The organism is Coleofasciculus sp. E2-BRE-01, assembly GCF_040221695.1.
GTDB lineage: Bacteria > Cyanobacteriota > Cyanobacteriia > Cyanobacteriales > Coleofasciculaceae > Coleofasciculus.
Map to the genome: position 1 here is coordinate 1 of NZ_JAVKEA010000263.1, position 22,312 is coordinate 22,312.

The 22,312-nt window shown below is 45.5% G+C and carries 18 protein-coding genes; 8 read left to right on the forward strand and 10 right to left on the reverse strand.

What is annotated here, in order from left to right; all coding sequences use genetic code 11:
* Positions 1-160 precede the first annotated feature (160 nt).
* Together RIG66_RS34305 and RIG66_RS34310 are read left to right on the forward strand one after the other, a co-directional pair.
* Positions 161-316, forward strand: coding sequence for a hypothetical protein (locus RIG66_RS34305; RefSeq protein ID WP_446384650.1), 156 nt, complete (start codon positions 161-163; stop codon positions 314-316).
* Positions 317-909: 593 nt separating this feature from the next.
* Positions 910-2,304 carry a hypothetical protein gene (locus RIG66_RS34310; RefSeq protein WP_446384651.1) on the forward strand — a complete coding sequence of 465 codons (1,395 nt, stop codon included), beginning with the start codon at positions 910-912 and terminating at the stop codon, positions 2,302-2,304.
* A 98-nt stretch (positions 2,305-2,402) separates the two neighbouring features.
* On the opposite strand, the gene thrS is transcribed toward RIG66_RS34310, so the two are convergent.
* Positions 2,403-4,232, reverse strand: a complete 1,830-nt coding sequence (gene thrS, locus RIG66_RS34315; RefSeq protein WP_446384653.1) for a threonine--tRNA ligase — start codon at positions 4,230-4,232, stop codon at positions 2,403-2,405.
* A gap of 163 nt (positions 4,233-4,395) precedes the next feature.
* Between thrS and RIG66_RS34320 the strand changes: the two genes are divergently transcribed.
* Together RIG66_RS34320 and RIG66_RS34325 are read left to right on the forward strand one after the other, a co-directional pair.
* Entirely contained in the window at positions 4,396-4,761 is a 366-nt protein-coding gene (locus RIG66_RS34320) for a DUF2605 domain-containing protein (RefSeq protein ID WP_006099728.1), read from the forward strand.
* Between the two features lie 116 nt (positions 4,762-4,877).
* Positions 4,878-5,192: a DUF2973 domain-containing protein gene (locus tag RIG66_RS34325; RefSeq protein WP_446384655.1), complete on the forward strand. Its 315-nt coding sequence runs from the start codon at positions 4,878-4,880 to the stop codon at positions 5,190-5,192.
* A gap of 187 nt (positions 5,193-5,379) precedes the next feature.
* Here RIG66_RS34325 and RIG66_RS34330 read toward each other — a convergent pair whose 3' ends face one another.
* The 3 genes from RIG66_RS34330 to cofG form a co-directional block, all read right to left on the reverse strand.
* Positions 5,380-5,763, reverse strand: coding sequence for a zf-TFIIB domain-containing protein (locus RIG66_RS34330; RefSeq protein WP_446384657.1), 384 nt, complete (start codon positions 5,761-5,763; stop codon positions 5,380-5,382).
* Between the two features lie 399 nt (positions 5,764-6,162).
* Positions 6,163-7,071, reverse strand: a complete 909-nt coding sequence (locus RIG66_RS34335; RefSeq protein WP_446384659.1) for a hypothetical protein — start codon at positions 7,069-7,071, stop codon at positions 6,163-6,165.
* Positions 7,061-8,077, reverse strand: a complete 1,017-nt coding sequence (cofG, locus tag RIG66_RS34340; RefSeq protein ID WP_446384661.1) for a 7,8-didemethyl-8-hydroxy-5-deazariboflavin synthase subunit CofG — start codon at positions 8,075-8,077, stop codon at positions 7,061-7,063. The genes RIG66_RS34335 and cofG overlap by 11 nt, the downstream gene beginning before the upstream one ends.
* A 284-nt stretch (positions 8,078-8,361) precedes the next feature.
* Between cofG and RIG66_RS34345 the strand changes: the two genes are divergently transcribed.
* Positions 8,362-9,201, forward strand: coding sequence for a PEP-CTERM sorting domain-containing protein (locus tag RIG66_RS34345; RefSeq protein WP_446384663.1), 840 nt, complete (start codon positions 8,362-8,364; stop codon positions 9,199-9,201).
* 331 nt (positions 9,202-9,532) lie between these two features.
* Here the strand turns inward: RIG66_RS34345 and RIG66_RS34350 are convergent, their stop codons facing one another.
* From RIG66_RS34350 to RIG66_RS34365, 4 genes are all read right to left on the reverse strand, one after another.
* Entirely contained in the window at positions 9,533-10,216 is a 684-nt protein-coding gene (locus RIG66_RS34350; RefSeq protein WP_446384665.1) for an HAD-IA family hydrolase, read from the reverse strand.
* Positions 10,217-10,343: 127 nt separating this feature from the next.
* The gene (locus RIG66_RS34355; RefSeq protein ID WP_446384667.1) at positions 10,344-11,546 is read right to left on the reverse strand and encodes an NAD(P)/FAD-dependent oxidoreductase; all 1,203 of its coding nucleotides are present in this window, start codon (positions 11,544-11,546) and stop codon (positions 10,344-10,346) included.
* A 197-nt stretch (positions 11,547-11,743) separates the two neighbouring features.
* Positions 11,744-12,214: a YlqD family protein gene (locus RIG66_RS34360; protein WP_006099879.1), complete on the reverse strand. Its 471-nt coding sequence runs from the start codon at positions 12,212-12,214 to the stop codon at positions 11,744-11,746.
* Between the two features lie 140 nt (positions 12,215-12,354).
* On the reverse strand, positions 12,355-14,373 hold the full coding sequence (locus RIG66_RS34365) for an AMP-dependent synthetase/ligase (RefSeq protein WP_446384670.1): 2,019 nt from the start codon (positions 14,371-14,373) through the stop codon (positions 12,355-12,357).
* Positions 14,374-14,622: 249 nt separating this feature from the next.
* Between RIG66_RS34365 and RIG66_RS34370 the strand changes: the two genes are divergently transcribed.
* The 3 genes from RIG66_RS34370 (at position 14,623) to RIG66_RS34380 (ending at position 18,299) form a co-directional block, all read left to right on the forward strand.
* Positions 14,623-15,714 carry a response regulator transcription factor gene (locus RIG66_RS34370; RefSeq protein WP_446384672.1) on the forward strand — a complete coding sequence of 364 codons (1,092 nt, stop codon included), beginning with the start codon at positions 14,623-14,625 and terminating at the stop codon, positions 15,712-15,714.
* Between the two features lie 387 nt (positions 15,715-16,101).
* Positions 16,102-17,016 (forward strand): hypothetical protein, encoded by a 915-nt coding sequence (locus RIG66_RS34375; RefSeq protein ID WP_446384674.1) that lies wholly within the window; start codon positions 16,102-16,104, stop codon positions 17,014-17,016.
* Positions 17,017-17,333: 317 nt separating this feature from the next.
* Positions 17,334-18,299 carry a peptidoglycan-binding domain-containing protein gene (locus RIG66_RS34380; protein ID WP_446384676.1) on the forward strand — a complete coding sequence of 322 codons (966 nt, stop codon included), beginning with the start codon at positions 17,334-17,336 and terminating at the stop codon, positions 18,297-18,299.
* 172 nt (positions 18,300-18,471) lie between these two features.
* Here RIG66_RS34380 and RIG66_RS34385 read toward each other — a convergent pair whose 3' ends face one another.
* Together RIG66_RS34385 and RIG66_RS34390 are read right to left on the reverse strand one after the other, a co-directional pair.
* Complete coding sequence (locus RIG66_RS34385) at positions 18,472-18,954, reverse strand: hypothetical protein (protein ID WP_446384678.1); 483 nt, start codon at positions 18,952-18,954, stop codon at positions 18,472-18,474.
* A gap of 191 nt (positions 18,955-19,145) precedes the next feature.
* Positions 19,146-22,256 (reverse strand): MFS transporter, encoded by a 3,111-nt coding sequence (locus tag RIG66_RS34390; protein WP_446384680.1) that lies wholly within the window; start codon positions 22,254-22,256, stop codon positions 19,146-19,148.
* Positions 22,257-22,312 lie beyond the last annotated feature (56 nt).

The following is a 22,312-nucleotide window of genomic DNA, read 5'->3' on the forward strand; positions in this document are numbered from 1 at the left end:
AATTGTCTTTGAGATATCGGTGTATTGTGATAGGTGTCCAAGATTTTCTTTCGGAAATCTAGTGAATAGGCTTTCATGTTTAGAAATTCAAGATAATTTTATCTCAAACATTGTACCCCATACTTTCGCAATCTGCTATAGATGTCCAGGTACTTATATTATGTCCGGCAAATCACCCATAATAAAAACTTCTCCCCATCTCCCCCTCACCCCCTCAACCCATCACCGTAATTATGGGTATGGTATTCAACCGGACATGATATTAGGGGGTAGAGCGATCGCTCTACCTAACCAACTTGAACGTTTTGTGCTGTGATCAAGGATTTTCCCTCAATCACAAACCTTGGTAGCCAAGAAAACTTCAATACAAAATGTATCTAATCATACGGAAAAATGGATAAATTTTCTTCCTTTATCCTCTGCTCTCCTCCTCCTTTACCCACCACTTCTCTAAGCCGAAGTAAAAGAAAATGACTAATCTTATACCGCCAAGGAAACCAGAAAATCTCATGGATTCTAAACTTCAGTAGAACCAATTTAAAATTCTCTTTTTAGAGATTCAGCCAATTGGCGCATATCCAATCAAACATCTGGCTGAGGTAAAATTGGCAAAAACTCCTTCACAATTGAAACTAAAGCCTATCGTCTCCTACCATGGCAACGAAAATCCGAAAATTCTCAGATGCCCTTGAAAACCACTCTTCCCGCGTTGGATTTTCAGGTCATCAATTCTTTGAATGGGGAAATCAGAGAGATAGGAGACTTAATTCAAAACTCTGCCGACTAGGGAAGCGAAGGGTCAACACTCAAAACACTCCCACTTTCCCTGTCTGTTCCTGGTAAATAGCTGTTTAAGCTGTATAGAGTTATAATAGCACCTTTAAAATACCAATGAGTTAAGTTTACATTATGAACTTTGATAAGAATTATCAGAAATGTTTGGATAAGCTCATCTGGGCAACCCATCAGCTCGACGTTAAAGTTGCCCAATCACAGCTTGCGAATCTTGCCAAAATCATCGTACAAACGATGATGGGTCCCTGGCGCTATTTTCATTCCATCGAACATATTTTAGAGGTCGGTGGCTCGACGGATGCCATTGAAGTTCTGGCGGCTTTATTTCACGATATTATCTATGTGCAAGTTGATGGGAGTATTCCGTTTAACCTGACACCTTATCTCGCTCCTTTTATTGAAGAGGAAAGAGGTAAGTTTTTTGTCCGCACCGATAATCCAGGTGAACGTGATGCCATGTTTGAGCTAGTCGCCACCCTGTTTAAGGTTGTGCCAGGAGAGGAACTATTTCCCTTTACCGGACAAAATGAGTTTTTAAGTGCGATTGTTGCAGCTAAACTATTAGAGCCTTTGCTGACACCAGCGCTAATTGTGCAGGTTGTGGCTTGTATCGAAGCAACCATTCCCTTCCGCACGCAATCCGATTTTGGGTTAAGTCCTAGCGAAGAATTATATCAGTCGTTAAAATTTATCAATCAGCGATTTAATCTTAACTTAACCAGTGTCGAACTCCTCGAAACCGTGAAGCGTTCAGTACGGTTGGCGAACCGGGATGTTGGTGGATTTGCTCATCCGAGTTCTGCTGTTTTCTTATCCAATACCTGGAAGTTATTACCCGAAACCAATCATACGTTGAAAAAGTCAGAGTCGTATACCGTTAAGGATTATCGCTTTGCCATCCAAAAAATGGCAGTTTTTATGAAATTCCTGAACGCCGAACTCATTTTTCGACGGTTCCGAGGAGAACCTGACGATCGCATTTATATCCATTATGTCGAACAAGCTCGTCGGAATTTAGAAGTGGCGCGGCTCTATTTAGACAGTAAATTGGTAGCGAATGCTATTTTAGAAGCTTTATCCCTGCGTTTAGGGTCAGATGTCCCCTTAACTATTATGATGGGAGACTTTGGCGATGAACTCAGTTCCATGGGTCGTTTGAGCGATTATTTTCCCACGCTGATTAATCCACATCGCCCTAAAACGCTTCTAGAACGGGAAGTGTGGCAGTTATTAGAAGGGGGACGCGCTCAAAGTATTGCCTTCGATTTCAAAACGTCTCCCTTGACTAGCTTTGTTGTTCAATACATTGGATTTGAGGGGATTTGCCAGATGTGGCAATGCAGCCAAGAGTTTTTTCAACAAAAAATAACGTCGGAAGAATTTTTAGCAAGCTGTGATGCTGATCTGATTAATATTATTATAGATGGAGTGGCTAAACTTTTGGAAAAGCGAAAAGTCGCCTTATGTCGTCTCTATAAACCGTTATCGATGAATGGGGTTAGACAATGACAACATGATGAGATCTCCGTATTTTTCCAGACACCCAAACCTTGTAGAGACGTTGCATGCAACGTCTCTACATTTAAAAAGGAGGGTGACAACAACACCTAAAAATTCTGGCGGTTGGCGATCGCACTCTCCATGCGTTCCAATACCTGCGCCACAGGAATCTCGCCTAAGTCTTGGGATTGCTTTCCAGCTTCGCGAATTCGGACACTGAGACTATCAGACTCAACCTCCTTCGCCCCGACAACCGCCATCACCTGGATTTTTGCCTTCTCACCGTTGCGAATCATCTTCGGTAAGCGATCGCCACTGGTATCGACTTCAACGCGAACTCCCACCTGGCGCATCTTTTGTGCCACGTCTTTGGCAAAGGGTAACTGTTCATCACTGACAGGTAACAGTCGCGCTTGCACGGGGGCTAACCAGAAGGGGAAGTCTCCCGCATACTCCTCAATCAAAATCCCAATTAACCGTTCCAATGAACCAAAAGGCGCACGGTGAATCATCACGGGGCGTTGGCGTGTCCCATCTTCTGCCACATACTCTAAGTTAAATCGCTCTGGCAGGTTATAGTCCACCTGTACTGTCCCCAATTGCCACTCGCGATCGAGGGCATCATGGAACATGAAATCCAGCTTCGGACCATAAAACGCGGCTTCACCAATCCCTTCAAAATGCCCCATTCCCAAGGTTTCGACTGCCCGACGAATGGCGTTTTCTGACTTATTCCACGCCTCATCTGACCCAATATATTTGTCTTGGCTGGGGTCACGGAAACTTAAACGGGCTTTAAAATCTTGCAGCCCTAGAGTGTTAAACACGGATAGGGTTAAATCAACCACTCGCAAGAACTCATCATCCAGTTGTTCCGGGGTGACAAATAGATGGGCATCATCTTGGGTAAAGCCGCGAACTCGGGTTAATCCGCCTAGTTCCCCGGATTGTTCATACCGATAAACTGTGCCAAACTCCGCGAGGCGCATGGGCAAATCTCGGTAGGAACGCAGTTCATGCTTATAGATTTGGACATGAAATGGGCAGTTCATGGCTTTGAGGACAAAGCCCTCGGCTTCTGACTCTCCCATCATTGGGAACAAGTCTTCTTTATATTTCTGCCAGTGTCCGGAGGTTTTAAACAACTCCACACGACCAATATGCGGGGTGACGACAGGCTGATACCCGCGCTTAATTTGCTCCTGTTTGAGGAAGTCTTCTAAGGTACTCCGCAGGATTGTCCCTTTGGGTGTCCACAAGGGCAAACCGGGTCCTACGGGGTCAGATAAAATAAATAGTCCCAGGTCTTTGCCTAGTTTGCGATGATCACGCTTGAGGGCTTCTTGTTTGCGCCGCTTATATTCAGTTAGTTGTTCCGGCGTCTCCCAGGCGGTGCCGTAAATTCGCTGAAGTTGTGCCTTATTTGCATCGCCGCGCCAGTATGCGCCAGCGACACTTTCTAAGTCAATGGCTTTGGGATGAATGTCTGCTGTGGTTTCGACATGGGGTCCGGCGCACAAGTCCCACCAATCTTCTCCGAGGTGGTATAGCGTGATTGGGTCTTCTAAGTCTTGGAGGATTTCTAGTTTGTAGGGTTCTCCGAGTTCTTTGATCCGACGTTCGGCTTCTTCTCGACTGACTTGTTCCCGAATTAGGGGGAGTTTACGCTTGAGGATTTTCACCATCTCTTTTTTGATGGCTTTTAAGTCTTGCTCGGTAAAGGGTTCGGGTTTGGCGAAATCGTAATAAAAGCCATTCTCAATCCACGGACCAATCGTCACCTGTGTCCCCGGAAACAGCTTCTGCACCGCCATTGCCATGACGTGAGAGACGGTATGACGGATTTTTTTCAGGCTCTCGGATTCACTGGTTCGAGGCAAATGGATTTTTTCGGGTTTTTGGGGGGCTTCGACGTTGGACATGGGTGACTGTGCCATTGAGTTGAGGTTGAAAGCAGTTATACGGTTTCCCTGGTTCCTTTTCTCCATTCCATGATACTCACCTTCTTCATTCAATGCAGGTTGCCGAGTTGATTGCGTATTGTAAAGAATTGTAACTAGCGTTAAGATAAATTAACAGATGAATTAGCGCTTAAGATTCATGCCTCAGTCTCAGCCCCACGAGCAAGACCTGCTCAAGTCGATACTACAGCCACTTTTGGATGATTTTCAATATTGGTTTTCGCGATCGCATTCGTTACTCGAATCTGAGGAGATCAGCTTTTTAAGCCGACAGCAGCAGAGGGATTTACTCGAGCGAGTCAAAACAGCCCAACGGGAAGTGAATGCGGCGGTAACATTGTTTCAAGCAACGGATGGTCAAGTGGGGATTGAACCCGCTACATTAGTGCCATGGCATCGGTTAGTCAACGAATGTTGGCAAGTCGGGATGCGCTGGCGCTCATTGAAATCGGGAGAATCCGAGTCGGAGATTTCCGGAAATGTCAATATTGAGCCGAGAGAGTGATCAAATTTCTGCCCAGGTTTGATAAGCTAAACGGATTACAGATAAAAACGTAATTTCAAAGACCACCCTAAGATAATCGATTAACAGATCAGCGGTTTAGTCTGGAGAATGATGCCATGTTACACCTACTCTACATAATTGCCTTTACCGTTATTGCATTTCTCGCGATCGGGAATTTGATTCGCAGCTTACTGAGTTTGAGTATAGATGCTCAACGGCATTACGCACCTGCGGGAAAGGCTTCATTTGCAGCGTCTAGTTCTAGCAATACTCGCGTCCCCCATCCAGAACTGTTGGATGATACCGGGAATCCAACAAGTGAACCACTGCTGGTAATGAAATCAATGACGGTTGAAGACGCCCGCACCCAGCTTGATGCTTTATATAATGCTTCCCCTAGCAATAGCATTGATAAGTCGGAAGACATTTAATGCAGATAACCTAAAGGCTATTTATAGTAGGTAAACGCAAAAAGCATCACAAATTATTTATTGGCGGGTGAGAGCAACAGTTAGCTGTCCTGATACGTTAGCTTTGAAAACCCGCCGTACTTTAATTGTGTCCACCTACTTAACCCCGATGACTCCCAGCTTATTAGGAATAGCGGAGCAGCCCTAATTAGCGTCGTTCTCCAGTGAAGATGCCTTTGAAGATATCCTGAATATCTTCCTGTTTATAATCCTTAAATTCCCCAGCATCAAACCAGATACCATAACAGATTGGGCATTTTTCATACCAAATATGGGATTGCTTTAGGTCAACCATTTTGGTCATTTTTGCTTTGCATTTCGGGCAATCAATATCTTCAATGGCATTAAATTTACTGCCGATTTTGGGATCACCCGTATCAATTGCTTCCGAACCCTCGATTGTCTTGAGAGTTTGAGCTTCTTGAGAATCAAACCAGATGCCATGGCAATCAGCACATCGGTCTACTTCAACATCAGCATAAACTACAGGTTCCAGGTTTCCTTGACATTTAGGACATTTCATTGAGGTCATTTTTCAACCATTCCATTCGGGATTATTTTAAGATAGTTGTAGTTTAGCAATTTTATGGGCAACCTATAGAGTTTTATTTTTAAAAGTTAACGAAAATAATTTGTAGGGGCGGGTTTAGGGACTCAATTTAAATATCCACCGATAACCTCTCAACAAAACCCGCCCTCCCCACCGATATAGCTGTTTCCTGTTCCCTGTGACACACCGAGCGTGTTACCGAGCGTGTTACTGAGCGTGTTACTGAGCGAAGCCGAAGTAAGCCGAAGTAAGCCGAAGTAAGCCGAGGTAAGTCGAGGTGTTCCCTGTGACACACCGAGCGAAGCCGAGGTGTTCCCTGTGACACACCGAGCGAAGCCGAGGTGTTCCCTAATCTCCACCGCTAACTTTAATTGTGTCCACCTACATACTTATGCTCCCGTTCACTGTTACCTGATTAAGACTACCCAGCCATTTAGTTTTTGGCAGGCGATAAGGTTTAAATGTCAAGGGTTCCCAACCACCAAACTTAACCAAGTGAGCCAGAAAATGTAACGTCCCGGCTAGAATATCAGTCCGTTGCGGTTGCACAATATTGCTTAATTTCAATTGATCCGGAGATTGCCAAAACTCCTTCATTGATGCCACAATATCTGGAGCATTCGATAAGCGCACGAATAAAAAGACAACTTGAGCCATTTTTGCTTCAACAGCCGCTGGGTTTTTGAGTTTATTTCCTTGAAATATTCCGTTAAAACGCTGCTGAATAAATCTTTTCACCTGCTGGGAATAGGCTGTCGAATTATAGTCAGCAATCCCTTGAGAAACCGATTGATAGCGACCCGAATTAATTAGAGATCCGATAACACAAGCTGCCACATCAGCAGTATAGTCGGAATCTCTGGCAAAGCGAGTTAAGGCTTCAGATAAGCTTTTGACAGCGAGGGTTTCATATTGCATCCGATAAACAATAATTGCTGAACCAATATCACCCGCCCACGCCGTATAGTCCGCTGTCCATTGGGTTAAATCTGACCATTGAACGCCTGGTTGATTAATTTGGTCAGACAGGGAGGCGAGAAAATGACCAAAGTCTGTGGTTTCTCCACTTAACAAAACATCCCCATTGAGTTTTCCTTGAAATTCTCCTTCAATATAGTCTTGGTGATAACCTGTTGCGGTACTCCATAAGCGGGTTGTATAGTTTTTCCGGGTATAGCCGCGCAGGATATTGGCAATTTGATAGGCTGATTTATCAGGGTTTTTCCGTTCAACGTTTCGGACAAATTCTAAGGCGGTTTCAAGTTCAGACATCAATTCGTCATTTATCATTTGTCATTTGCCATTTGTCAATTAGGACATCGCTTCCCTGTTGGATGTCATTAAATCTTATATTCAAAACGGCTTGTTGTAATCGTGGGGACAACCAATCATTATACTGCGGATAAACGGGTAAGCGGGGAACAAGATGCCATCCGGCTGGTTCAATACTATTTTGTAGTCGCTGAATTTGAGGATGTGGATAATCAGGATTTACTTCGTCTTTGGGTCCAATTCCTCCCAAATCCCTCGCCCCTGCGTCTAAACAAGCGAGTAACCATTGATCATCTGAGATTAAATTGGGCGGAATTTGCAGGGTGATATCGGCGGGTAAAATTTGACGGGCTTTGGCTATGACTTGGGGTAACTGTTGCGGATCAAATGCGGGGGCTTGCCAATGTTGTTGATCACCGGGACTATGGGGTTGTAAAATCACTTCTTGGATGTGACCATACTGAGTATGAAGCTGCGCGATCGCATCTAAGGTTTCCCACCAGTCAACGGTTGTCTCACCAATACCCAACAATAGCCCTGTGGTAAACGGAATCTGCAATTTCCCCGCCCAAACAAGCTGTTGTAGCCGTACCTGTGGTATCTTACTGGGTGCATGACGGTGAACGGTTTGCTGGAGTTGTGGCGTTATCTGTTCCAGCATTAACCCCATCGACACATTCACCGATTTTAGCGATCGCATCTCCTCAAACTGCAAGGGTCCAACATTAGTATGGGGTAGAAATCCCATCGATAGGGCGAGTTCACATAGATCATAAATCCGCTGGAACCAAGCTTGACGGCGTGGTGAATGGGGATGCACTTCACCACTGAGGATGAGAATTTCACAAATTCCCTGGGATTGAAGCTGTTTTAAGAGATGATCCGCCTCAGTTAGCGTCAACCATGAACCTTGACCCGGATCAGTGCGAAAATTACAGTAGTTACAACGGTTAAAGCATTCGTAGGTTGGAACCAGCGTGTAAGCGGGACTATAGGTAATAATTCGAGAAGCGCTAATTGCCATTGTGGATGACGTTAAACCTGATGTGAGTGCGACGTAAAGCTGAAAATTTAATTTTATCGTTGCTCCTCATAGTCTGAAAACCTTATGCATTGGTTGATTCGCTGCTTCTATCGAACGGAAAGCATCAAGGACATATCAAGCGAGTATGAAGCTAGTGTGAAGATAACCCCTCTTTTATGTAAAGAGTTGATGAAGAATGACTAGAGGTTATTGTTTTTCTTTGGGAGTAGGGATTAGTATTTCCATTAGCAAAGCAAATACCTAGTATAAGGCTTCCACATAATATGTTTACTCCAAATAAATTAGCAATTTCTGCAGTCGGTGCTTCCCTGCTCGCTCTTGGGTCAGTCGCAACCTTCACCGAAAGCGCTGCGGCTTTGAATAAGCGACCCGTTCCGGTAGCTAATACTGCGGGTTCTGATGATGCCATATCCCTCCAAGACCTCTTGAACCAAATCACATTATCCGGTCCTGGGATTGACGTGGAGAATGATCAAAAACCGTTCGATTTATTTACGAACCAGTCTAGTGGCGCTTCTGAAAACACTTTACTTTTCGAGATCGCTGGTTTTGCCCCTGAAAACGTGTTTGGTATTTATAAAGCAGATAACCCCAGTTTCCGAGTTCCGATCTTTATTGGAGACAATGACCAAGGAGATGCAGCCAGCGTATTCTTCTTAGCTGATAACAGCGTCGGTGTTAGCACTTTGGCATTCCCACCTGAATTCCCACCTGTAGCTGATCCTAACTTCCAAATCTACGAAGATTTTGGCAACATGTTTGGTTATTACCTGACAAATCCACTAGGCGAAACCTTCTTCAGCGAGGATCGGCTCAACACAAATAACGCGGCTCAGGGTCTCATTTTTCAGGGCGATGATCAAACAGTACTACAGGCGCCGGGACGTCAACCGGGTGTATTTAGCGACAATGAATTCATTATTGCTTTCGAGGATAAACTTGTTGGAGGTTCTGAATCTGACTTCGACTATCAAGACTTTGTCATCATCGCGGAATCCATTACTCCAAAATCCACTCCAGAACCGGCTACCCTAGCTGGCTTAGGTCTGTTTGCTGGCGCCATGGCAGTCTCTCGTCGTCGTAAAAATTCTCGGAAGTCTTAATTCCTAATTTCTTTTCAATAGAATGAGAACAATTTTTATAAGATTTTAGTGGGCAATTGCGAGTAAGGTAGCATTTGTCCACTTTTTCATTGCTCATATCTTTTTTTAAAGCAGGAAATAGGGAATAGTTTTGAGTTTTTACCCTTCGCTTCGCTCAAGGGAACCTGGTTTGTAGGGGCGGGTTTAGGGATTCATTTTTGGCTATTGATGAAAACGTTTGTACAAAACCCGCCCTTCCCGATATGTAGGGGCAGGTTTTACTACTATCCTTTCTGACCTCACCCCAATGCAACTAAACCCGCCCCGACGAATGACAAAGGACAAATGACGATTAAATCTCAGCCATATCTTCGGAACGCTCCAACCAGATAGCTCTCAATCCCGCCGCTTTAGCCCCCTGATAATCCTCCCGCAAACTATCGCCAACGTGCCACGCTTGTGAAGGTTCACATTCATATTTCTGTAAAGCACGGGTAAAAATTTTTGGATCAGGTTTAGCCACCCCCGCTTCTGTGGAAATGGTGATTGAACTGAAAAACTCATCCAGATTCAGTGCTTTTAGTACAAAGTAAAGACGAGAATCAAAATTCGACAAAACACCCAATTGAATACCAACTCGCCGCCACGCCTCCAGCGCTGGGATAACATCTGGATAAATAAACCACGGTTCGGCGGTGGCAAAGTGGTTGTAAAGGTGGTCAAAAAAATCGGTAAAGTCGGCAAACTGTTCCAGAACACCGACTTTTTGGAACGTGCGAAGGGCAATTACACGCCACCATTCAAATTCACACTCATGAATCTCTTTGGGGTCTGTATCTGGGAAAACTAAGGGATCAGCCGCAGCAAAAGCCTGGAAAAAGGCATCGTTAACCAGTTTCGGTGGTACATTCACATTAAACTGGCGAGCGATCGCGCTGTAAATCTGACCCACACTTCCGCGCACCCCAAATAATGTACCAACCGCATCTAGTAAAATGACTTTTGGATTGGTCATTTGTCCTTTGTCATTCGTCATTTGTCATTCGTCATTTGTCTTATGTCTTATGTCTTATGTCATTTGTTTTATAGTTATCGTACCTGGTCAGGGCGGGTTTGAGGGAACGTTATCGTCAACCGTGAAACGAAAATCCATAAACCCGCCCCTACATACCCTCGTTTTTGAGCAGATTCAATAAAGGTTGTGCCATCCAATTTAAACCAACTTTAAGCTGATGGTCTAGGGTGGGCATACGATAAAGATAGGCAAGACGCCGCGCTAGGTGGGCGAAGACCCCATCAAGTTTTAATCCTAACCCCGTCAGTGTGGCGTTGTCTGTCCCTAATGTCATCATTTCGCCTAAATGCTGGTAGCGGAAGGGGAGTAAGGGACGCCCGGTTAGAGATGCCCAAATATTCCAAGCGGCGTAATCAGCTTGCTGGAAGGCGGATTGAGCCGTATTGGGGACTTGTTGACCAGTGATGTCTCGACAATCGGCTAGATCCCCTAAAGCATAAAGTTCTGGATGGTCAACTACTTGTAGGGTTGGGGTGATCATGAGTTGACCCCGGTGGTTTTGTTTAAAGGGGAGCGATCGCACGACGGGGGCGACTGTGGTACCAACTGCCCATACTACGATATCTACTGGAATGGTATCCACCTGTCCTTTGTAGAGCAGAGAAATGGTATCAGCGCTGATCGCATCTACCGAGGTGTCTAGGTCGATCCATACCTTTCGTTCATTTAACGCATTCTGTGAGGCTTCACGGTTAAATTCGGGAGAGGTTTTCAGAATCATCTCACCTTGTTCAATTAACCGGATGCGTCCGCGTTCTCCTAACCGTTCAGCGAGTTTGCAGGCGAGTTCCACGCCACTGTATCCACCACCAACAACCGCGACGCGGATTTTTTCCTTGTCAGATTCTTCGAGAATGCGTAACCGTTCTTCTAAACGATAAGCATCTGCGATCGCCCGAAAGGGAATGGCATGTTCAGCGACACCGGGGACGCTTTCCATCGGTGTAACTCCACCTAAGGATAAAACCAAGCGATCGTAAGCAAACTCTACGCCATCCTGCAATTGTACCCGCTGTTGCTCACTATCAATACCCATCACTGTCGCTTGGGTGAAGCGCACTCCTGTATTTGCCAGGAGTTCTTCAAAGGGTGGGGCAATTTCCCAGGTTTGCAGTTCACCTGTCAGGAGTTCGTACAGCAGGGGCATAAATACGAAGCGATCGCTTTGATCAACAAGTATAATTTCTGGCTGCTGTGACGTTTCCCAAGGGAGTTGGCTTAAGCGCAGGGCAGTATAAAGCCCCCCAAAGCCTCCACCGAGAATACATAATCGGGTTGTTTGGTCACTCATTGTTGAATGGGCGGATTATCCGTGGTAGGGGAACTTCCTTCCAGGATAGCAAGAGAGAGATGGGGGAGATGTAGGGAGATGGGGAAGTTGTGAGTTAATTCAACACTCAGGGCGGGTTTTGAATAAACGTTATCGTCAATAGCGAAACGCGATTCCTTAAACCCGCCCCTACTCAAAACTTCCTCTGCACCTTTGCTTTAGATATCGCCGCGAATTTCTTCGACTACGCCATCTCGTAGCAGAATTTCGACCTGCATTTTGCGAACCAGGTTATCTCCGGCTTCAACGCGGAAGAAGCTTTCGATTTGACCTTGATTGACTTCTTGGTCAAGTTCGAGCATCTGTACCTGTTGAAGTTGCTGGAGTTGCTGGTTTTTTTGCTCAAGCAGCTCACTTTTCTTTTGATTGACCTGCAATTGAATACTTTCGATTTGCTGCTTGACTTGAGGACCCGGAGGATTCACACTTTGCTTTTGAATTTCTGCGATCGCCCGTTGCCCTTGCATGTCCAACTGTTGAAGTTGAGAGTCCAGTTGGTTAATTTGTCCCTGGAGTTGTTGTTGTACCTCCTCCTTCCAGCGGGGTGTGACAATGGCTTTAATATTAACCGGTCGCTTCAAGAGTAGGTTGGATTGAGATTCTTTGGATTGAGATTCTTCTGTAGGCATATAGGTATTTCTCAGTAGGTCTGACACTTAAAAAGGTAAGGGTTAATCCGGCTAACAGGATAACCTAAAGTTTGGGGGCATAATCATGTTAAGAGCAACAGGCAACTTGCCAGCAGACTCTTTCACCCTATTTCCCGCAATCAGGCGAACATCCCGTTAATGATATCGCGATATCGTTGAGTAACAACGGGTCGCCGGATTTTCAGTGTTTGAGTCATCATGCCATTTTCGATAGAAAAGGGTTCTGAAATCAGCGTGAATTGACCAATTCGATCATCAGGGCGATAACCTGGTCGATTTTTGACTTCCCGGTTCAATTCTTGCCGGAATAGGTTCTGCACCTCTTTACTTTTCAGGTCAATACCCGTCCGGAACGACTCGCTGTCCTCCTTCGTATCCGAGTTGGGCAAGTTTAGGGTAACATTTTCAGCGGCTGCCCACTGTTGCAGGGCGTCCAGATTCGGCACAATTAACGCACCGAGCGATCGCTGATCTTGACCCACTAGCATAATTTGCTCAATATAAGAACTTCGCAGACAGGCATCTTCAATCGGTTGCGGCTCGATATTTTCGCCGTTGGTCAATACGATGGTATCTTTTGCCCGTCCTGTCAAGACTAAATCATGGTTGGGCGTCACCCATCCCAAATCTCCGGTATCAAACCATCCCTCGGAATCAATGGCTTTTGCTGTAGCCTCGGGATTTTTATAGTAGCCTTGCATCACTTGGGGTCCTTTCACCAAAACTAACCCCTGTTCGCCTGTAGGCAAGGGTTTGCGGGTTTCAGGATCAACAATGCGAATCTGGGTTCCGGGCATGGGGAGTCCGGAGGAACGGCGCAGATTCCGTTCCATCCGGCGAACATTTGTCACGGGAGAGGTTTCGGTGAGTCCATACCCCACCAGAATCTCAATCCCGGCAATTTCAAAGAAGTTTTCTAAATGCATTGCCAGGGAACCTCCACCACTGATAATGGTTTTGATTTGACCCCCGGTTGCCTCCCGCACGGTTTGATAAATGAGTTTGTCAGCTAATTTGTGGGCGGGTAACAGGAGTGAGGCTTGGATGCTGGCGCTGAGGCGTTCTAGGGGGCTTGGGTTAAGCTGGTTCAGGTCTAACCCTTGGGCGATTCGCCGCGCTTTAATATAGCGCTGACTGATATCCAGTAAGGTGAACACTAATTTTTGCTTGTTCGGTGGTTGCTCCCGAAACTGCTTTTGTACCCCGTCATAAATCGATTCCCACAGCCGAGGAACGCCGATCATGTAGATGGGTTTAAAGGCTTTGAGATCGGCTTTGACATGGCGAATCGTGGTGTAAATTTGGGTACACCCTTGGGAGAGGAGGAAGTATTCAACGGTGCGTTCGTAGACATGCCACGTTGGTAAAATACTTAAGATGCGATCGCCCGGTTTGGGTTGGAGGACGATACCAAAGGTAGTCACTTGATGCAACAGGTTGCCATGGGTTAACATCACCCCCTTGGGTTTCCCGGTAGTGCCGGAGGTGTACATTAAGGTGGCGAGGGTTTGACGGGTCGCCTGAACGGGTTGTAGAGTTGCGTTTGACCCCAGAGTCATCACCTGAGAGAAATTAAGCACCTTTAGCTTGTCTTCAGCAGGTGGTTCTTCATCGGAGAGTAAGATCACAAACTGAATGGGTAAGTCGTCAAGATGAGGTCTGAGTTTGGTCAGTGTCTTGGTATCTTCGACAACTAACGCAATGCTGCCACTGTGTTCTAATATATACCGCAATTCTTCGGGATCAGCTTGGGCGCTACGAACCACATTTGCCGCCCCAGCTGTCATGATCCCTTGATCCGCAATTAGCCAACGAGGGCTGTTATCGGCAATTAAGGCGATACGGGGCGGAAGTTCCGAGGACTCTTGTTCCTGCTTGATCACCGGATTATCAAACAGGGTTTGTAATCCCGCCGCCAATTGTTGAATCTGGCGCACCAACTGAGTGTACGTGAAGATCACCTCGGGTTGGACATGGGGATCTCTGAGGGCAATAATCTGTCCAAATCGCTGCGCCGCGATCGACCAAATTTCTGGCAGAGACTGGATAGAGGAATAGTCAACTAAGGACTTGAGCAGGTTACGCTCCTGGGGACTCATCGACAACGACATAGAATTAGTTGGTTTTGTGTTTAACATCTATTACAATTGCTGGTTTTTTTTACCATACTCTTTTGAAGTGAGTCAGAATAGGGGTTTCAGGTGGACAGAATCTCTTCTGTCTGTCGTTATCGTGTCTTCCTATCCCCCATCTTTCCACCTCCTGAAAAATTGTCACAAACGATGTCGGCAAGGCTGAGGTTTCAGTAGGGGAGGAATTTCCTGCTGAAAAATCGGGGGATATCACAGGAGGATTCAGGATCATCTATTGTTCAAAGGGGAAAGAGTATGAAGCTTTTGGTTGTTGAGGATAATCCTACCTTAGCCAAAACCATTGTGGCAGGATTAACCCAACAAAATTATGTTGTTGATCTAGCCCAGGACGGTGAGACGGGGTTAGACAATGCTTTAGCATATAACTATGATCTGATTCTGCTTGATATTAATTTACCCCATTTGGATAGTATTAGTCTTTGTCGTCGTTTAAGACAAGCGGGAAATACCAGTCCAATTGTTTTACTGAGTGCATCAGCGGCAACGCAAGATATGGTGGCGGGATTAGATGCAGGCGCTGATGATTATATTATTAAACCTTGTCCTGTTGAGGGGCTAGCGGCTCGAGTTCGGGCTTTACTCAGACGTAACCGGGATGCTAGTACCCCAACCTTGCAATGGGGAAACTTGGAAATCGATCCGAGTACCTGTGAAGTAACTTGTCTGGGACAACCATTACGTTTATCTCCCAAAGAATATGGTCTTTTATATTTGTTGATGTCCTCTCCCACCCGGATATTTAGTCAAGATTATATTATCGAAAAACTGTGGGCGTTCGGAGATCCACCCAACCGAGAAACGGTTAAGGCACATGTTAAAGGATTACGACGCAAGCTCAAGAAAGCGGGTGTCGGTGACATTATTGAAACTGTGTATGGCTTCGGCTATCGTTTAAAGGAGCTGTGTGAACTGCAAACGGCGTCGTCTAAGCTTAACCCCATTCTGGAACGGTTTGTGGCAATGCGTCAGATGGAGTATTTGATCCTTAATCCTGATTTAACCATTCGCGAGATTTCTGATCAGGCTCACAAGTTTTGTGATTTTCCTGAAAAATTAACCCTTGGCAAATCGGTCTGCATTAGTTTTCCAGAGTTGATTGGTTTAGACGATATATTATTGGATGTTTTGGCAGGAAAAACAGAAGATTTTAGGTTGGAAGGTGTGGCGCGTTCCCATAATCCGCAACGACCGGAGTATATTGATATCTATAGTATGAATATTGATAATCAGTTATTTCTGCTGTTTGAAGATGTTTCTCATCAAATGAGCTGGAAACAAACTGTTACTCAACAAGAAAATGAAACCTATCTTTTATTGGGGTTTTAATCGGGTCTTTTGGACTTATTGTGCTAAACTATCAGTTTTGATGAATCGGGAAGCTTGCCACACAAGGACTGTAGCTTTTAACTGTTTCAAAAAAAATTGAAATTTTCGTAAAAATGGTTAAAGCTATTGCTGTCAAAAATTATGGCAAATAAAACTAACAATTTAGCACACTAATTGCAAAAAATTCGACTTATTCAGCAGACCCTATTTACACAGTGCCAAAAACGGCTGTCCGACTACTTACGCATAGAGCGGAAAGGCGCGATCGCGATCGCTGCTCCGGCTTGTATTTAATTCAGTGATATTCCACTTTAGAGTGATGAAATACGTGGCAGCTTCTCTTTATCCTTTAGGTGAAGCTAAAAGCAAAAACCAATGAATAAGAACATGAAAACCAGTATAATTTCAGGACTTACTCTAACATTAGTACTTGGTTGTAGCTCTTCCCCACTGTCTGCCAATGAATCTTTCTCCCAGCAAGCTAACACCCTCGACACGAATAGGGAAACAATTGCATCAGAAGTAAGCCACAACAAGCAGACATTTCCTCCAGACTTGAATGATTATCCAGCAACCGAATCTTTCGCTGGTGTTCCTGCACCCGTTGACTTAAGCAGCGACTCTGATGCTAGAAGATTCCGCACTGTTTTACAAGAGGGCGCACAAACCGGACCCAATTTTGCCGGAAAATATACGGTGGTGACTTGGGGATGTGGCACAAGCTGTCAATCTGTTGCCATTGTCGATGCTGAAACTGGCTCAGTTTATATGCCAGGTATTGTGGCTGAAGCGGGTGTGAAGCACAAGTTGGATAGTCGGCTACTCGTGGTTAATCCGCCAGAAAATACTCCGGGAAATAGACCCGATTGGATGGAAACAAGTTATTACGTCTGGGATGGTACAGAGTTAACGGAAGTTTCGACATCATCGTCATCATCGTCACGCAAAGAGGAGGTTGATGATTGGACAGATACCTTCTTTTATGCGGTTCATCCAGACATGAAAGGGAGGAGTATTGATCCTTCTCAAGAACTTTATGTTCGAGAATGGAATGCCCTGCGCGGGGTCGTAAAGAATTGGGTGGGGTGGATTGAAAGTAACTGTGGCTCGGCAAGTTCTGACCAGGATCAAGCTAGCGTGAACAATGTAAGTGTTCGTGATAAATTAGCTGATGCGGTTTTCTATGCTCGTCATCCTGAGTTAAATGGGCGTGAAATCCGCCGTAGAGAAACAGCTTTAGCGAATGAATGGAAATCAATTCATGATCGTATTTCTGGGGTTCTATTTTCAGGTTTTTGCTAAATAAGGCTTTGAGATAGGTGCTTTCGGACGGGGTGGAGAAAATACAGCTTATGGGTAATTTCTAGGATGAGTTTTATTCTAGAATTTGCGTCGCTGTCGCGTACATCGAAGACTGGTTATCCCTGCGAGGCGACAGACGGAGGACTTCATTATATGGAACCCTGTGAAGAATAACGCCAATCAATGAATTCAGGCTCTACCGAGCCTAGGGGGGAGAACCAGAGAAATCATTACGAAAAAGGAGGAACGAATCAGACCGAATGATTAGGCAAAACTTCAGTTCAAAAAAATCAAAATTAATATTTAGCTGCCTATCTGTGGGAATTATTAGCAGCGTAATTCCTTTAAGTTGGACTTTACCCGCCAATGCCCAAAATCTTATTCAAGATTATCAGCATCGATATGTGGCTAATTCGAGTCAAGACACAACGAACAGCGTTGAGTTTAACTGTCAAAACATCCTAGCATCAGCTTCAAACTCCTCAACGGATGAATATGGACAAGCCGCATCAGAAGCGGCTTACTACCAGCTAGAACAGTATTCTCCTCAAGAACTGCCAACTCTGAATCAAGATAGTACAGGAGAAAGAGTAAGACAATTGCAACTTTTTCTGGAAGATCAAGGCTACTATGACACAACCAGAGAAGACCTTTCAATTGATGGCATTTATGGCAAGGGAACCGCTAGTGCAGTAGAACAGTTCCAACGCATTCATGATTTGAGTAATGACAGTATCGTGGGTTCTCAAACCTGGCAAGCTATCATCAATCGAATCGAGGAAATTTTATCAGTTCCACCGTCTCAACGGCATACTCTGAGTAGCTATTTACCAGAAGTTTGCCGACGGGTTCAATTTCTAGCTGAAATCTATAGTGATAATCGTAGCCAAGCTGAAGTCGAGGCAATTCGTCAATACCGCCAAACGTGGCAGAGTCAGTATGATGAGCGAGCCAAATTTTTGGGTCATTGGTATGGACCTTTTGGTGTTGCCATTACTCTAATTCCGACTTCTAATCCTAATCGTGTCTGTGTGCAATATCAAGACGAGTATGGTGCAGGGGTAGAATCAGCAGAATTCAGAAACAATAAACTACTCTGCAAGGATCACGTTATGTTACTCATGCAGGACAGATTAGGATTAGTATTAGTTTGGTACGGACAAGGTAAAATTGGTGCGAAAGTGGATGTCCAAGACTTTCCTTCGGCTAAGATTCCGGCGACAGTCCGCGATGAGTCATTCCAAGAGCAATACGAACAGTTAGGATGTCAAGGATGGAATTGATCTTCGGGAAGGCTTCGCATACATTTGTGTAGCTGCGACTTCCTCCTCGCCATGGCAAAAAGTGGGTTTACTATAAAAAAAAATTGGTCTTGTTCTTTCCCACAAGACCAACTTAAGACAGAAAAACTCCGTTTGAGATTAACGGAATACTTATTGATTAACTTCTGATTGATTAAGAGGGGATATCTTCCAGGGCTAAATCGAAAGTAATCTCATGAACCCCAGGAATGTCTTTAATCTTCTCAACGAGCTTACGCGCCGTTGCTTGGTCTTTAACCGTTCCGGTGAGTCGAACCGCACCACTCGAAACGCCAGCAACTAGGTTCTCAGAAATATCGGAAATTTTATCCTGAATCTGAGAATCAGTGAGTTCCTTTCCACCTTGGCTAGATTCAATATATTCAATTCCTTGATACTGATTCCCGGCTGCAGATGTTGTCAGCTTTTCCCTCTCTTGTTGTTCTACTTGAGAATTTTGAGAGGAAGAGGAATCAACAGCGGCTTGAGGGGGAGCAGCGAAGGCAGGAAAAGCACTATTAAATGTAAAGATGGCAACACCCAGCAGCATCATAGCTGAGCGGAACAGGCGATTCGGCTTCACGAGAACAAGACTCGCGATCGCCAAGGTAGCGATGATCATTAATAAGTTGATCATATCCATAACTATCATTTTCTCCGTACACTACAGCTAACATTACCGACTGCTGCGAAAATAGGCTTCATTCTACAGTCATAAATTACTTTTCTATCCAAAGATAGATACAAAATGAAGGACACAGGGATATGGAGGAATCCCTGGAGACGTGCCCTGACGTAGAGACGTTGCATGCAACGTCTCTACATCTTTTAAGCAACACCTAAAGCCCCTGCACCTGCGGAAGCCAACGCCGAAACCAACGCCGTAGCAAACAGCCACCAAGCAGCTATCGCAGCAGCTTTGCGAGTTTCTTCGGCTTGGCGTTGCGCTTGATACTTGACCTGTTCTAGACCCATTTGAGCTTGTTGTTGAATCCGTTCTGCCCGTTGTAGCAAACGAGTGCGAACCTGCTCAATTTGACCAATCATCCGATTAGCATCGGCTTCGGAGATATCGTCACGGGAACTGATAATAGCGACTAGGGTATCGCGATCAAACTGAGACAAGCGATCGCGCAGTGCATCAAACCCCGCTTCTGGGTCATCAAACAACGTCCGCACATCTTGCTTGATGCCATCATAATTCAGTTCAGGACGCTCTAAGCTATTCAGGTAGTTGCGAATGCGTTCAAAAATACCGTCAATAATCGACTGGATGCGATATTGCACCGTCCGGATTTGGGCGATCGCTTGGTCACGCACATTGAGGATTTGATCGACAATCTGGTTAACATCTTCTTCTGAGATATCCTCCCGTTGGGATAACAGCGCCACCAGCGTCGAGCGATCAAAGTGGGACAGGCGTTCTTGCAGACTCGACATCCCAGCACCGGGTTCATTCAGCAACATTTGCATATCCCGTTTAATTCCTTCGGGATTCAGTTCCTCTTTACCCGTCGAACGTAGGTAATCCTCAAAGGCGGCTTGGAAATCTTGGGCGGTTTCCTGAGTGCGTAGCGCCCAGCGTCGGGGGGCTTTGGCGATACGGCGCAGGGTGGAAAGCACTTGATCAATGATCTGGTTAACGTCTTGTTCACTCAGATCATTCCGTTGGGCGAGTAACTGTACCAGGGTATCGCGATCCATTGAGGCTAACCGCTTTCTGATTAAGCGGGTTCCATGCTGTGGATCATCCAGCAGTTTGGTCAAATCACGCTGAATCCCGTCTGGATTGAGTTCTGGCTTTCCGGTGTTCCGCAGATATTGAGCGATCGCGGACATGGTTTTGTCGTATTGCTCTTTGGTTGTATCCGCCATTTTTTGGGGAATACTGCGAACACGAGTCCAAGTTCGTTCAACCTGATCGATAGTTTGGTTAATTTGGCTTTCACTCAAATCTTGACGCTGATTTAACAGTTGTACCAACGTATCCCGGTCAAAGCGTTCAGCGCGTTTCCGCAGCAGCAGCCATCCCGCTTGAGGTTCATCTAAGAGTAATTTGAGTTCCTGTTCAATGGCTTGAGGATTCAGTTGAGCTTTACCGGTGTTACTCAAAACAGACTGAACCTTCATCCACTGGGCTTCAACTTTTGCCTTCAGCGCCTCTTGGGTTTCTTTGGCTGTATCCAAAACGCGATCGCGGGCTTTCTCCATCTCAACGATTACAGCTTCCTGTTCAATCGGGGTTAAATCGTGGCGTTGTTCGACCAACCGCTCAAATAGAGGACGATCAAACTGAGCCAGACGATTGCTCAGGTGTTCATAATCTGCATCAGGATCATGGAGAATCTCCCTAATATTCAGTTGAATCTTCTCAGGCGTGAGTGCTTCCTTGGGCGTGGATAGGAAATATTGCTCCATCGCGGCTAATAGTGCGATCGCCTCAGCGCGTTCTCTAGCAGCAATTGCCACAGATAAGGCTTCTAAGCGAATGATATCCAGCCAAGTCGAAATTTCTCTGATCCGTTCTTCAGTAAAAACACCCCGTTGTACCAACAAATCAGCAAAATCTGACCGATTGAGCTGCTCTAATTCCTGCACCACGGTGGCGGGGTCAGCTTCTGGATCATAGAGTACATCTCGGAATTCCCGCTCTAATGTAGGTCGATGCATCTGCCAAGAATATTTATTGAGCAGATAATTTTCCACATCAGCTCGCACCGTACTGTAGGATTCATCCTGAGTCCCACCCCGGATCTGAGCGGAAACTTGACCAACCTGTTCGCTGACTTGGCTTCTTGCGTTTTTAAGCTGACCGACAATTTTCTCCATATTAATGTCTGACAGATCCGTGCGTCCCATCACCATGCCCATCAGACTATGCATACCTGTGGATGCAGCTTGAGCCAGAGGTCCTGGATTTTGGGCTTTGCGGCGCTTGCGGACTTCTGCCACTAAATCATCGAGCTTCTCGGTAAACTCGTCACCAACGAGCTGATCCGGTGTAGCGGACTGAAGGTACTCCCTAAATTCTGCCATAGCATCTCTAGAAGAAGGCAACCGATTCACCGTTTTCTTCCAGACAGTTTCGAGTTGGTCAACAATCCGATTCACATCCCGTGGCGGTAAATCGCTGCGGCTACTTACTAAATCAATAAATGTCTGCCGATTAATATCACGCAGGCTGTCACTACCAGCAATTTCTTGTAAATTTGGGTCATTGATTAAGTCTTCTAATTCCGCCCGAATCTTTTGCAGATTCAGTTCTGGAGGTCGTATCGCCTGAATATAATCTTCTAAGTTCTCGCGAATCGTCACCGGGTCAATTGCAGAACCCAGTTCTCGACGTACCGCCGCCGCTGTTGCTTCTGCGGTTTGCACCACCTCTTTTTGGACGGCGCTACCGCCAATTGCGGCTGTGGCGGTGCCTAAAATGGCTTGAAAACCAGAGGTAGCGGTACTAATTACTGATCCGATCAAAGAACCAACCGTTGTCGAACTCACCCAAACCAGTAACGAAAAGTACGTTGCCCAAATCACCAACCCGACGATCGCACCCAAGCCGGGATTCTCCAGTAAACTTAATTCTACGGCAAATAGACAAGCAAAAAATAGCGCCACGGTAACGCTAATTAACGTGGCTAATCCCAATGCTGTACCAACCTTGCGAATTGTCCCTTGTACGCTTTCTGAGGATTTCTGCTGATTAGACGATGATGAGTCTCCGCCTCCAGCAAAGGAAATTCCCAACGCCACACCCAGATTCGTTAAGAGCATCTGGAACGCAAACGCTAAAACCACACCAGCGACTAATGTAGTAAAAAATTGGGGTCCGTCAAAGATCAGCGCGGCATCTTCGACGGTATCGAGTTCTGGCTCTACTGGTATCTGTGCTATCCAAGCCACCCAACTCGTGAGTCCTAGTCCCACACTCTCAACCATAATGTTTTTCCTCTTTGTTTCGGTTATATATAACGATGACCGGAATAGGATTGCCT

Coding starts and splice junctions, on each gene's coding strand:
- RIG66_RS34305 (WP_446384650.1), top strand. CDS start 161: ATGTCCGGCAAATCACCCATAATAAAAACTTCTCCCCATCTCCCCCTC.
- RIG66_RS34310 (WP_446384651.1), top strand. CDS start 910: ATGAACTTTGATAAGAATTATCAGAAATGTTTGGATAAGCTCATCTGG.
- thrS (WP_446384653.1), bottom strand. CDS start 4,232: ATGGCACAGTCACCCATGTCCAACGTCGAAGCCCCCCAAAAACCCGAA.
- RIG66_RS34320 (WP_006099728.1), top strand. CDS start 4,396: ATGCCTCAGTCTCAGCCCCACGAGCAAGACCTGCTCAAGTCGATACTA.
- RIG66_RS34325 (WP_446384655.1), top strand. CDS start 4,878: ATGTTACACCTACTCTACATAATTGCCTTTACCGTTATTGCATTTCTC.
- RIG66_RS34330 (WP_446384657.1), bottom strand. CDS start 5,763: ATGACCTCAATGAAATGTCCTAAATGTCAAGGAAACCTGGAACCTGTA.
- RIG66_RS34335 (WP_446384659.1), bottom strand. CDS start 7,071: ATGATAAATGACGAATTGATGTCTGAACTTGAAACCGCCTTAGAATTT.
- cofG (WP_446384661.1), bottom strand. CDS start 8,077: ATGGCAATTAGCGCTTCTCGAATTATTACCTATAGTCCCGCTTACACG.
- RIG66_RS34345 (WP_446384663.1), top strand. CDS start 8,362: ATGTTTACTCCAAATAAATTAGCAATTTCTGCAGTCGGTGCTTCCCTG.
- RIG66_RS34350 (WP_446384665.1), bottom strand. CDS start 10,216: ATGACGAATGACAAAGGACAAATGACCAATCCAAAAGTCATTTTACTA.
- RIG66_RS34355 (WP_446384667.1), bottom strand. CDS start 11,546: ATGAGTGACCAAACAACCCGATTATGTATTCTCGGTGGAGGCTTTGGG.
- RIG66_RS34360 (WP_006099879.1), bottom strand. CDS start 12,214: ATGCCTACAGAAGAATCTCAATCCAAAGAATCTCAATCCAACCTACTC.
- RIG66_RS34365 (WP_446384670.1), bottom strand. CDS start 14,373: ATGTTAAACACAAAACCAACTAATTCTATGTCGTTGTCGATGAGTCCC.
- RIG66_RS34370 (WP_446384672.1), top strand. CDS start 14,623: ATGAAGCTTTTGGTTGTTGAGGATAATCCTACCTTAGCCAAAACCATT.
- RIG66_RS34375 (WP_446384674.1), top strand. CDS start 16,102: ATGAAAACCAGTATAATTTCAGGACTTACTCTAACATTAGTACTTGGT.
- RIG66_RS34385 (WP_446384678.1), bottom strand. CDS start 18,954: ATGATCAACTTATTAATGATCATCGCTACCTTGGCGATCGCGAGTCTT.
- RIG66_RS34390 (WP_446384680.1), bottom strand. CDS start 22,256: ATGGTTGAGAGTGTGGGACTAGGACTCACGAGTTGGGTGGCTTGGATA.